Origin of the sequence: Brevundimonas aveniformis DSM 17977 (assembly GCF_000428765.1) — a bacterium.
Taxonomy (GTDB): Bacteria; Pseudomonadota; Alphaproteobacteria; order Caulobacterales; family Caulobacteraceae; genus Brevundimonas; species Brevundimonas aveniformis.
The window spans coordinates 317,369-329,128 of the sequence record NZ_AUAO01000001.1 but is presented as its reverse complement, the minus strand read 5'-3'; the positions used below and the strand labels follow the sequence as shown (position 1 = coordinate 329,128).

Here is an 11,760-nt window from a genome sequence, read left to right as displayed (position 1 = left end):
CTCGTCCTCCTCTGTCCGTCAGGCCGAGGTCGCCAGGTCGCGCAGGGCGACATTGGCGATGGTCAGCTTGGCGAAGCTCCAGCCCTGGCCGCCCTGTTCGATCTCGTCGATGGTGCGGCGCACCTGTTCGACGATGCCTGCGCGCGGCCCGATCCAGTCGGCCACCGCCCGTGCGGCGAGTGCCTCATCGGACCCATCCGCCGGCTCGCAGCTGCGGGCAACGGCCTGTGCCAGGGTGGCCTGTTCGGTCATCAGGTCCTCGATCAGGCGACGGACAGCCAGGCGCTCGAAATGGTCGCGCGTGACCAGGGAACCGGCGGCCTGACGCAGTCGGTCAAACCCCAGAGCTAGTCCGACCTGATGGTACAGGCGCGCCATCGAGGGTGCCTCCCAGCCCGCCACATTGGCCAGATCGCCGATGTCGCTGGTCGCGGTCAGCGGACGCAGCATGGCGACGGCTCGGGCCAGGTCTTCGGGGGCTCCCAGGGCGATGAAATCCTGGGCACGCTCTTCGTACCGATCCTTGCCGAAGCTGGACAGGACGGTGGCACCCTGGGTCCGCAGGGCGTCCGCCGCCGGACGATAGGCATCGATGAGCGCCTGGACGCCGCCGATGGAGTTGCGGGCCCGTCGCGCCAGCCAGAAGGTCTGACGGCGCAGAACGACTTGGATTTCTCCATACAGGGCGAGTTGTGCAGCGGCGGGGATCTTGTAGTCCAGGGCCGAGACGGCATCCCAGGCCTCGTCCAGGCGGAAGACCCGGCGCGCGGCCTCGAAGGCGGTCACCAGGGCGTCGGTGTCGCACTCGGCCGATTGTTTGAGGCGCGCCCCGAAGGTCGCCCCACACATGTTGACGATCTCGTTGGACAGAATGGTCGAGATGATCTCGCGCCGCAGACGATGGCGGTTCATCTCGTCTTCGTACACGGCCATCGGAGCCGGGAAGTAGCGGACCAGGGTTTCCTCAAAGAAGGGGTCGTCCGGTGACTTGCCACCCACGATCTCGGCGTCGAGCTCGAGTTTGCCGTAGGCGGTCAGAACCGCCAGCTCCGGGCGGGTCAGCCCGAGGCCCGCAGTCGCCAGCTCGCTCAACTGCTCCGAACCGGGCAGTCCCTCGACCTTGCGGTCGAGCTTCCCGGCCTGTTCCAGGCGCGCCATGAAGCGCGTGTGAGAATCCAGGTCCGGGACGGCAGACGACTCCTGGAGCGAGATGGCCAGGGTCTGATCGTAGTTGTGAACCAGCACCTTGGCGGCAACCTCGTCGGTCATCGAGGCCAAGAGGACGTTCCGTTCCTCACGGTTCATCTTGCCGGCGGATTCGATGACGCCGCACAGGATCTTGATGTTGACCTCATGGTCGGACGAATCGACGCCGGCCGAGTTGTCGATGGCGTCGGTATTGATGCGCCCGCCATTGCGCGCGAACTCGATGCGGCCGGCCTGGGTCAGACCCAGATTGGCCCCCTCGCCGACGACCTTCACCCGCAGTTCCGAGGCATCGACGCGCACGGCGTCGTTGGCCTTGTCGCCAACCTGAAGGTCCGTCTCGGAGGCGGCCTTCACATAGGTGCCGATACCGCCCAGGTAGAGAAGCTCGGCTTGCGCCTTGAGGATGGCACGGATCAGGTCGGCCGGAGCCAGCGCGTCCTCTTCGATGCCGAACGCCGCCTTGATCTCAGGCGACAGGGACAGCGATTTCTCGTCGCGGGAGAAGATGCCGCCGCCCTTGGAGATCTTGGACGCATCATAGTCGGCCCAGGTTGATCGCGGCAGTTTGAACATGCGGTCGCGTTCGGCCCAGCTGGTCGCCGGATCGGGATCGGGGTCGATAAAGATGTGCAGATGGTTGAACGCTGCCACCAGCTTGATCTGCTTGGACAGCAGCATGCCGTTGCCGAAGACGTCACCGCTCATGTCGCCGACGCCGACGACGGTGAAGGGTTCGGACTGGATGTCCTTGCCCATCTCCATGAAGTGACGCTTGACCGCTTCCCACGCGCCGCGGGCCGTGATGCCCATGACCTTGTGGTCGTAGCCCACCGATCCGCCCGAGGCGAAGGCATCGCCCAGCCAGAAGCCGTAGGATTCCGAAATGCCGTTGGCGATGTCCGAGAAGGTCGCCGTCCCCTTGTCGGCGGCCACGACCAGATAGGGGTCATCCCCCTCCCAGGCGATGACACGGATGGGACGCTGGACCGATCCATCCGCCAGAATGTTGTCGGTGATGTCGAGCAGGCCCGACAGGAACGTTCGATAGGCGCGAATGCCTTCTTGCTGGATGGCATCCCGGTCGCCGCCGGAGGCCTTGGTGACGCGCGCCTGATGTTTGGCGAAGAAGCCGCCCTTGGAACCGACGGGCACAATGACCGCGTTCTTGACCTGCTGGGCCTTGACCAGGCCGAGCACCTCGGTGCGGAAGTCGTCGCGACGGTCCGACCAGCGCAGGCCGCCCCGTGCCACGGGACCGAAGCGCAGGTGGACGCCCTCGACGTGCGGGGCCCAGACAAAGATCTCGCGATATGGCTTGGGGGCCGGCAGGTCGGCCAACTCCCGCGAGGCGACCTTGAAGGAGATATAGGACTTGAAGGGCCGCTCGGCGTCGTCCGTCCGTTGGAAGAAATTGGTGCGCTTGATGGCCATGACCAGCAGCATCAAACGGCGCAGCACACGGTCATGGTCCAGGCTCTTGACCGCCTGCAGTCCCTGTTCACCCTTGGCGAACAAGGCCTTGACCTCGCCTTCGCGGGCGGTGGCGTCACCGTTGCGGTCCGGATCGAACTTGGCCCGGAACAGCTCAAGGATCAGGCGTGAGACTTCGGGATATTCCCGCAGGGCCTCTTCCTGGGTGGCCTGGGACGGGTCCAGGCCGGACTGCTGGCGGTAACGCGCCAGGGCGCGCACCAGGGCGGCCTCGCGCCAGTTGACGCCCAGCTCGAGCACCAGACGGTTGAAGCCGTCGGACTCGGTGTCCTCCGCCCAGACCGCCGTGAAGGCGTCTTCAAACGGGTCCTTGACGTCGGCGAACTTGAGATAGCTTCCGCGCGGGTCCTCAAGGAGGAACTCGTGGATGTAGATCGGGTCGCCTTCGGCGGGCTGAACCCTGTGGCCGTACTCTTCGAGCGCCTTCAGGCCCATGTCTGACAGGATCGGCAGAACATCGGCCAGCGGTGCGGAACGACCCCGCCGGTAGAGCTTGAAGTGGAACTGGAGATTGTTGTCCGACGCGTTGCGGAAGGCCCGCACCACCACATCGTTCTCACCCAGACGATCCACCTCGGCGAGGTCGATCAGGGCCTCTCGTGCGTCGTAGCGATCCCGATAGCTGGCCGGGAAAGCCTCGGCCCAGTTGCGTGTCAGGGCCCCGATGCCGGCATCCGCCAGTCCCAGACCTCGGGCGGCCTGTTCAAAGCGGTCGGCCCATCCGCGAGAGGCTTCGACCACCCGGACTTCGAGTTCGCCGGCATCGGGCGTCAAATGTTCGCCCGGTGTCACGCCGATGATGTAGTGAATGCGCACCAGGGGCCCATCGCTGAGCTGGGGGTACCAGGCCGACATGCGGCCGCCCCAGGCCTCGGCCAGGATCAGGCCGATCCGCTCCCGCACGCTGGCGTCGTACCGCTCGCGCGGAATGTAGGCGAGGACGGAAATGAAGCGGTCGAACGGGTCCAGCCGGGTGAATAGCTTGACGCGCGGACGGTCGTTCAGGTGCAGAATGCCCAGCGTCGTCGCCAGCAGCTCGTCTTCACCGACCTGGAACAGTTCATCGCGCGGGAAGGCTTCGAGAATGTTCTTGAGACGCTTGTGGTTATGGGTACCCTCGGCCTTGCCCCCACGGGCCAGAACCTGCCGGACCTTGGCCCGAACCAGCGGCACATCGAAGGCCGCCTTGTCATAGGCCTCGGAGGTGAACAGGCCGACGAAGCGCGTCTCACCGGACGGTCGACCGTCCTCGCCGTAACGAAGGATCGAGACGTAATCCATGTGGACGCGGCGATGGACGCGCGAGCGAAGATTGGCCTTGGCCACCACCACCGGCTCGCCCCGCTCAGCCCGTCGCTGCAAGGCATCCGACAAGGAAGCGGTTTCATGCGCTTGACGCAGGATGGGGCGGTCAGGGTCGCGTAGAACGCCCAGGCCATCGATGCGCTGACGCAGCGGTTCGTTGGTCGCATAGCCACCGCCGGCATCGCGCGGATAGTCGGCATCGCGTGCGCCCAGGAAGACAAAGTGGTCAGCCTGGAGCCAGCGCAGGAACTCAAGGCTCTCCTGGCGGATATCAGGTGAGACGCCGGGGGCACCCGCTTCCAGGCGGGTGATGGCTTCGGCCATCAGACCGGCCATGGCGGCGTGATCCTGAACCGCCAGGCGAACATCGGCCAGGGTTTCAGCCAGACTGGCCCGAACGGATTCCCGACGTTCGTGGGTCATCGGATCGATGATGACCAGAATCATGGATTCCCGCTGGCCCGACCCGGCAACGCGGGCCCCCTTGTCGTCGCGTCCGCAGTCCAGCAGCGGGTGGAACATGGCGCGGACCGACACGCCGGCCTCCGCGAGGTCACCCATGGTGCTGTCGACCAGGAACGGGCCGTCGTCCTGGACGATCTCGACCAGATCGTAGGGCGCATCGACTCCAGCCTCGCGCGCCGGGATGACCCGGATCGAGGGCGCGGACCCGGCCTGCCGCGATTCGGCAAAGGCCCAGAAATGGGCGAGGATCTTGCCGAAGTCCTCCAGGCCAAGCTCTGGCGTCTCGTCGGCGATATAATCGTCGTGGACCTGGCTAATGAACAGGCGTTCCAGCGCCTCCAGGTTCTTGGCCGACTTGCGACCGATCGGGCCCGAGACTGCGTCTTCAAGGGCCTGTAGGCTTTGTGCGGATTGGCCGCCGTCCATGGTGGTGCTTTCCTGACCAGGGCCGTCCTTGGCGCGCGGCCCATCTTCTCCCGATAGGACCGATAGGCTTTGGCAGTGATCCGGCCAAGCCCAATTGCGCGAATTCTGCTCGTCCGGGGGGCGAATTCCGTCTCGCCCGCGAGGTGCCTTGATCGCGTCATCGTCGCGTGGAACGCTTGCGGGTGGATTTCAGGAGTAGGTTTGATGCGCTTTTCCGCCTTGCCGGTCGTGGTGGTTGTTGCGGCGATGGGCCTGGCCGGGACGGCCCAGGCCCAGACGCTTCCCGCCGGTGGTCCGACACTTGAGGAAGTCTCGACCTGGCTGCGAGGGCAGGGGCTCGACACGCGGGTTGACGGCGACCGGGTACAGTCCGGGGCCAATGGCGTGTCCTGGGACCTCACCGGCTTTGACTGTACTGCGGGACGGTGCCGGTCCTGGCAGTTCAGCGCCGGCTTCCTGATCCCGGACCTGCCGGAGGGAGCAGTGAGCCGCTGGAATCTGGAGATGCGCTATCTCAAGGCCCTTGAGCTCCCACACGCGGACGGTCGGGCGGTTGCGGCCCAGTACGACGTCCTGATCACCCCCGGCATGACCTGGGATGCCATGACCGAACATATGCGTCTGTTCGCGTCGGTCGCGCCGCTGTTTGCCGCTGAGATGGGCGCGATCGTCGAGGAATAGCCGCGGCTAGACGCCGGGCATGACCTCATCGGAGAACGCCTTCACGTCCGCCAGCAGGGCCGTGACCGACGCGTCGATGATCCGCTGGCCTTTTTCCGGGCTGGCCAGCAGCGGGTCAGAGCCGATCCGGCCGTCGGGGAAACGCGCCCGGTAATCAAGGGCATCGCGGATGGGCCCCATGGGGGCGATCTTCGGCTCCATCACAGCCGTCTTGATCCGATCAGGGTAGGCGGCCTGGGTCACCGCGATCTCGGAAGGCGTGGCATGCGAGCCGTGGCCGGTCGGGAAGATGTTGCTGCACAAGGCATGGACGCCGGGTAGGTCCCACCAGTTCTTCAGCTTGAGGATGAAGGGACAGCGTTCCTCGGCAAACGACCATTCGGCGTAGATTTCAGCAAAGGCGGCCTCGATGGTCGAGACATTGCCGCCGTGGCCGTTGAGGAAATAGATGCGGTCAAAACCATGTCGGGTCAGGGACGATACCCAGTCCGAAATCGCCGCCATGAAGGTTGACGGTCGAAGGGTGATGGTCCCCGGAAAACCCAGATGATGCTGTGCCATGCCGATGTTGAAGGTCGGGGCGACGACCAGGCCTTCGTCCTGACGCTCGGCGGCGTGGGCGATGATCTCCGGGCAGAGCCAGTCGGTGCCCAACAGGCCGGTCGGCCCATGCTGTTCGTTTGAGCCGATCGGGATGATGACCGTGCGGGTCTGGTCCAGTCGCGTCTCGATTTCGGGCCAGGAAGACAGGTGGATCAGCATGGTGACACTCTCGGTGGGCCTACAGTGGGCACGGCTTGGATTCGGGATGCGCCTCTCATACTGAATGGATCAGCGCGCGGCGACAAAAACAGAGATGCAGCGCCGGTCCAGAGGAAACGACCATGAGCGACGACACCCTCTTTCCCGTGACGCCCGAACAGGCTGAGGACGCAAGTCTGGACGCGGCGGCCTTGGAGGCAGAGCGCCGGCGAGCGGTCACCGATCCCGATGGCTTCTGGCGGGACGTCGGCGGGCGGCTGGACTGGATGCGACCGTTCTCGAAGATCAAGGATGTGTCGTTCCTCAAGGATGATTTCCGCATCCGCTGGTTCGAGGACGGGGTTCTGAACGTCTCGGCCAACTGCCTGGATCGGCATCTGGCGACACGCGGCGACCAGACGGCGATCATCTGGGAGGGCGACGATCCGGGCGTCAGCCGGTCCTTCACCTACGGCGAAGCCCACGAAGCGGTGTGCCGGATGGCCAACCTCCTGAAGGCCCACGGCGTGGCCAAGGGCGACCGGGTGACGATCTATCTGCCGATGATCCCTGAGGCCGCCTGGGCGATGCTGGCGTGTTCGCGGATCGGCGCGGTGCATTCGGTAGTGTTCGGCGGCTTTTCGCCCGACAGCCTGGCCGGGCGGATCGAGGACTGCGGCTCGACCTTCGTGATCACCGCCGATGAGGGCCTGCGCGGCGGACGCAAGGTGCCGCTGAAGGCCAATGTCGATGCGGCGCTGACCAAGGTTGGCGGGGTCAGGACGGTGCTGATGGTGCGCCACACCGGTGCCGACGTGCCAATGATCGAGGGCCGCGATGTCGTCTATGACCCGGCCTCCGTTTCAGCCGACTGCCCGCCCGAACCGATGGGGGCGGAGGATCCGCTGTTCATCCTCTACACCTCGGGCTCGACGGGAAAGCCCAAGGGGGTGCTGCACACCACCGGCGGCTATCTGGCCTGGGCCAGCTATACGCACCAGCGTGTCTTCGATTGCAGGGAAGGCGAGGTCTATTGGTGCACCGCCGACGTCGGCTGGGTCACGGGCCACACCTATATCGTCTATGGGCCTCTGGCGAACGGGGCGACCAGCCTGATGTTCGAGGGCGTGCCGACCTACCCGGACGCCGGGCGCTTCTGGCAGGTGGTCGACAAACACCAGGTCGGGGTCTTCTACACCGCCCCGACGGCGATCCGGGCCCTGATGCGCGAAGGCGACGGCCCGGTGCTGGCGTCGAGCCGCAAGTCCTTGCGTCTGCTGGGCTCGGTCGGCGAGCCGATCAATCCGGAGGCCTGGCTCTGGTATCACCGCGTGGTCGGGGAGGGGCGCTGCCAGATCGTCGACACCTGGTGGCAGACCGAGACGGGCGGGGCGCTGATCTCGCCGTGCTCGGGCGCGACGGACCTTAAGCCGGGATCAGCGACGCTGCCGATGCCGGGGGTGTTCCCGGCCATCGTGACGAACGAGGGCGAGCCGATCGAGGGAGAGGCCGAAGGGCCGCTGACCCTGACGGATTCCTGGCCCGGCCAGATGCGGACGGTGTACGGCGACCACCAGCGGTTTCTCGACACCTATTTCTCGACCTTCCCCGGCCAGTATTTCACCGGCGACGGGGCGCGGCGGGACGCTGACGGCTATTACCGAATCACCGGGCGGATCGACGATGTGCTGAACATTTCCGGGCACCGGCTGGGCACCGCCGAGATCGAAAGCGCCCTGGTCGAGCACCCCGCCGTGGCCGAGGCGGCAGTGGTCGGCTATCCGCACGACATCAAGGGCCAGGGCGTCTGGGCCTATGTCACGCTGAAGTTGGGTCAGACGCCGTCCGACGACCTGAAAAAGGAACTGGTCGCCACGGTCCGGCGTGAGATCGGGCCGATCGCCTCGCCCGACGTGATCCAGTGGGCGCCGGGCCTGCCCAAGACCCGATCCGGCAAGATCATGCGCCGCATCCTGAGGAAGATCGCCGAGGGGGATATGTCGAACCTGGGCGACACCTCGACCCTGGCCGACCCGGCGGTGGTCGAGGATCTGGTAAAGAACCGGGCCAGCTAGACGGCGAAAGCCCTCAGGAACCGCCGGGCGGTGTCGCGAGCGCGGGCGGCGATGTCGAAGCTGGGGTGGTTGACGCCGAGGATGGCGCGCAGGTGGCTGTGGCCCAGGGTCATGCCGGCGAACATCTCGGCGGCGGCGTCCGGGTCAGGGACGTTGAGTGCGCCTGCGCGGTCCTGTTCCGCCAGCCAGGCGGACAGCCGGCGCAGTCCCTCGCCGGGGCCGGCCTGATAGACGGCGTCGGCCAGCTCCGGCACCTCGGCCGACATCAGGGCGACGCTGCGAAAGGCGACAGCGACGTTCTCGCGGACAATCTTTTCGAGCAGGCCGGCGGCGAAGGCAGTCAGAACCGCCTCGACGTCGCCGCCCGAGCGCAGCGGCTGGGTCAGCATGTCGGACCGGCGTGCCGCCAAGGCGCGGGCGATCTCGAGGCGCGAGGGGAAGCGGTTATAGAGCGTCTGCTTGGATACCCCCGCCCGTTTGGCGATGGCTTCCATCGACACCTTGGCACCGTTCAGTGCCGTCAGCTCGGCGGCGGCGTCGAGGATGGCCTCGGTCTTTGATTCGTCGACCTGTCCGATGGCGCGCGGCATCAGTGGGCTCCTTCTGTCGGGGCCAGCAGGCCGCCGCGGACCGGCTTGGCCAGGAGCACCACAAACGCGGCGACGACGCAGCCGAAGCCGAGCGCGGCGAAGGCGTCGCCAAACGCCAGGTTGGTGGCCTGCAAATGGATCATCCGCTCCATGGCGGCGTAGGCGGCCCCCTGAGGATTGGCCAGGCCCATCTCTTCAAAGCGGGCGATCAGGCCGGCCAGCATATCGGACGTCTGGGTCGAGGCCGTGGAAATGCGGGAGGTCAACTCGCCCATGTGCACGGCGGTGCGATCCGTCAGCATCGTATTGAGCATGGCCAGGCCGAAGGCACCGCCAACATTGCGCGCGAGGTTTACGAGGCCAGAGGCGTTCTTGATCATCTCGGGCTTCAGCGTCGACATGGTGACGTTCTGGGAGGCGATCATCGCCAGCATGACGCCAACGCCGCGAAACGCCTGAACCGAGGCGAACTCCCAAAAGCCCCATTCGGGCGTCACCGCGTGCGCCTCCCACATGCCCCAGGCGGCCAAGAGGAAGCCGACGAACATGGGGATACGCGGATCGACCTTGCGCGCGATGCGGCCGGCGATCGGCGCGGTCAGGAACATGGCCAGGCCCGAAACGACCATGATCGTCCCGACCTCGGCGGCCGAGAAGCCGCCCACCCGCCCCAGGAATAGAGGCAACAGAAAGGTGCCGCCGAACAGAGCCGCCCCGGTCACGAAGGTCATGATCACGCCGACGGTGAAATTCCGGTCGCGAAAGGCCCGCAGCTCGACGATGGGGTTGTTGTAGGCCAGCGTCCGCCAGATGAAGGCCGGGCCGGTGATGGCCGCGACGACGGCCAGCAAAAGGATCATGTCGTCGGCGAACCAGTCGTTCTTGGCCCCTTCCTCCAGCACGAACTGGAGGCTCATCAGGAAGGCGGCCATCAGCCCCAGGCCCCACCAGTCGAAGCCCTTCGAAAGCTCTGGGTCACCCTCGTCAAACTTGCCGTACTGGCTGACCAGAAACAGCACCAGGGCACCGGGGATGACGTTGATGAAGAACAGCCAGCGCCAGGACAGCATCTCGGTCAGGTGTCCCCCAAGCGTCGGCCCGACGGTCGGGGCCAGGGTGACGATCAGGCCCATGATGACGCTGGCGGTGACCCGTTGTTGTGGCGGGAAGGCCGTAAAAGCGACGGCGAAAACCGTCGGGATCATGGCCCCGCCCAGGAAGCCTTGAAGCGCGCGGCAGATGATCAACATGTCGATGGAGGTCGACATCCCGGCCAGCACGCTCATCACGATGAACCCGGTGGCCGAAGCGAGGAAGACCCGTTGCGTCCCCCACCAGCGGGCGAGGTAGCCCGACAGGGGGATCATCACGACCTCGGGGATTAGATAGGCGGTCTGAACCCAGCTGATCTCATCGTTCGAGGCCCCGACGCCGGCCTGGATTTGGGGCAGGGAGGCGGCGACGATCTGGATGTCGAGGATGGCCATGAACTGGCCAACGACCATGCCGCCGAAGCCCAGCAGCAGGACGAACCAGTCGACCTTCGCCTCCTCGCGCACCGGCGAACCGGCTGGAGCCGCGCCGGCGGTGCTCATCCCGCCGTTCCCGTGGCGGCCTCAGCGAAGGAGGCACCGCCGTCGCTGTGCAGATCGACCCGGACCTCAACCGACAGGCCGGGCCGCAGGGCCATGGACTCACGGCCCGTCTCGACGACGATGCGCACCGGCACCCGTTGGGTAATCTTGGTGAAGTTGCCCGAGGCATTTTCGATCGGGATCAGGGCGAACTCCGAGCCGGTCGCGGGCGAGAAGCTGTCAATCCGACCGGTCAGGGTCTGGCCAGGGAAGGCGTCAGCGGTGATCTCGACGGTCTGGCCGATGCGCAGGCGACCCACCTGGGTCTCCTTGAAATTGGCGACCACATAGGTTTCGCCCAAAGGCACCAGCGACATGAGTTGGCCGCCGGGTCGCACATACTGGCCGACACGCACCTGGCGCGCCCCGACGACCCCGGCAGATGGGGCGCGAATGACCGTTCGATCCAGCGCGATCTGAGCCTGTTCGACGGCGGCACGCGCCAGCTCGACCTGAGCCTCGGCCTGGCCTCGGGACGAGGTCAGGGTGGCGGCCGCCCGGCGTTCAGCCTCCAGACCGGCCTGGGCCTCGGCTACGACGGCCCGGGCCTGGGCGGCCCCGGCACGTTCGGTCTGAACCCTTTGATCCGAAACCCAGCCCTGCGAGGCGAGGCGGCCGTAGCGGTCTGCCTCGGCTCCCGCCAGGTCGGCCTGGGCCTGGGCCTGGGCCACGCCGGCAGCGCGGACCTGGATCTGGGCCCCTTCCTGGGCAGACCGGGCATCGACATTGTCGACGGCGGCCAGGGCTGCGGTAAGCTGGGCCTCAGCCTGGATCAGACGGGCGCGGGCGTCAGCATCATCGAGCCGGACCAGAACGTCGCCCGGCTGGACCCGTTGATTGTCATGGACCAGCACCTCGACGATGCGACCGTCGATCTGGCTGGACACCAGGACCGTGTCGGCCTCGACAAAGGCGTTGTCGGTCGCCTCCCAACGCTGCTTGCCCTGCCACCAGACGAGGCCGCCGATGATCAAAAGCACGCCGACGAGGCCGCCGACGATGAGGGGGAGACGTTTGCGAAGTTCCGGGGAGAGCGACATGGCGCACGGGTCCGATTGGGTGGGAGCGCGTTAAATAGACGATATCGTCCAATAATCAAGATGGCTTGCAATGCGGATCAAACACGGTTGGTTTCAGGTGTGA

The 11,760-nt window shown here is 66.1% G+C and carries 7 protein-coding genes; 2 read left to right on the top strand and 5 right to left on the bottom strand.

Annotated features, from left to right (window positions below; translation table 11 throughout):
• Window positions 1–18 precede the first annotated feature (18 nt).
• Window positions 19–4,896: an NAD-glutamate dehydrogenase gene (locus tag G391_RS0101650; RefSeq protein WP_029085967.1), complete on the bottom strand. Its 4,878-nt coding sequence runs from the start codon at window positions 4,894–4,896 to the stop codon at window positions 19–21.
• A gap of 204 nt (window positions 4,897–5,100) precedes the next feature.
• Here G391_RS0101650 and G391_RS0101645 point away from each other — a divergent pair, with 204 nt between their 5' ends.
• A complete protein-coding gene (locus tag G391_RS0101645) occupies window positions 5,101–5,577 on the top strand; it encodes a YbjN domain-containing protein (RefSeq protein WP_029085966.1) in 477 nt (158 codons plus the stop codon).
• A 6-nt stretch (window positions 5,578–5,583) separates the two neighbouring features.
• On the opposite strand, the gene G391_RS0101640 is transcribed toward G391_RS0101645, so the two are convergent.
• Window positions 5,584–6,339, bottom strand: a complete 756-nt coding sequence (locus G391_RS0101640) for a creatininase family protein (RefSeq protein WP_029085965.1) — start codon at window positions 6,337–6,339, stop codon at window positions 5,584–5,586.
• A 122-nt stretch (window positions 6,340–6,461) separates the two neighbouring features.
• Here G391_RS0101640 and acs point away from each other — a divergent pair, with 122 nt between their 5' ends.
• A complete protein-coding gene (gene acs / locus G391_RS0101635) occupies window positions 6,462–8,393 on the top strand; it encodes an acetate--CoA ligase (protein WP_029085964.1) in 1,932 nt (643 codons plus the stop codon).
• On the opposite strand, the gene G391_RS0101630 is transcribed toward acs, so the two are convergent.
• From G391_RS0101630 to G391_RS0101620, 3 genes are read right to left on the bottom strand one after another with little or no spacing between them, the layout of a single operon-like run.
• Window positions 8,390–8,983, bottom strand: coding sequence for a TetR/AcrR family transcriptional regulator (locus G391_RS0101630; RefSeq protein WP_029085963.1), 594 nt, complete (start codon window positions 8,981–8,983; stop codon window positions 8,390–8,392). The two genes, acs and G391_RS0101630, sit on opposite strands and share 4 nt — an antisense overlap.
• On the bottom strand, window positions 8,983–10,578 hold the full coding sequence (locus G391_RS0101625) for a DHA2 family efflux MFS transporter permease subunit (RefSeq protein ID WP_029085962.1): 1,596 nt from the start codon (window positions 10,576–10,578) through the stop codon (window positions 8,983–8,985). The genes G391_RS0101630 and G391_RS0101625 overlap by 1 nt, the downstream gene beginning before the upstream one ends.
• Entirely contained in the window at window positions 10,575–11,657 is a 1,083-nt protein-coding gene (locus G391_RS0101620) for an HlyD family secretion protein (RefSeq protein ID WP_029085961.1), read from the bottom strand. Before G391_RS0101620 ends, G391_RS0101625 begins: the two co-directional genes overlap by 4 nt.
• Window positions 11,658–11,760 lie beyond the last annotated feature (103 nt).

What these genes read in the sequence shown, in the direction of transcription:
- G391_RS0101650 (WP_029085967.1), bottom strand. Translation starts at nt 4,896, where the DNA reads ATGGACGGCGGCCAATCCGCACAAAGCCTACAGGCCCTTGAAGACGCA.
- G391_RS0101645 (WP_029085966.1), top strand. Translation starts at nt 5,101, where the DNA reads ATGCGCTTTTCCGCCTTGCCGGTCGTGGTGGTTGTTGCGGCGATGGGC.
- G391_RS0101640 (WP_029085965.1), bottom strand. Translation starts at nt 6,339, where the DNA reads ATGCTGATCCACCTGTCTTCCTGGCCCGAAATCGAGACGCGACTGGAC.
- acs (WP_029085964.1), top strand. Translation starts at nt 6,462, where the DNA reads ATGAGCGACGACACCCTCTTTCCCGTGACGCCCGAACAGGCTGAGGAC.
- G391_RS0101630 (WP_029085963.1), bottom strand. Translation starts at nt 8,983, where the DNA reads ATGCCGCGCGCCATCGGACAGGTCGACGAATCAAAGACCGAGGCCATC.
- G391_RS0101625 (WP_029085962.1), bottom strand. Translation starts at nt 10,578, where the DNA reads ATGAGCACCGCCGGCGCGGCTCCAGCCGGTTCGCCGGTGCGCGAGGAG.
- G391_RS0101620 (WP_029085961.1), bottom strand. Translation starts at nt 11,657, where the DNA reads ATGTCGCTCTCCCCGGAACTTCGCAAACGTCTCCCCCTCATCGTCGGC.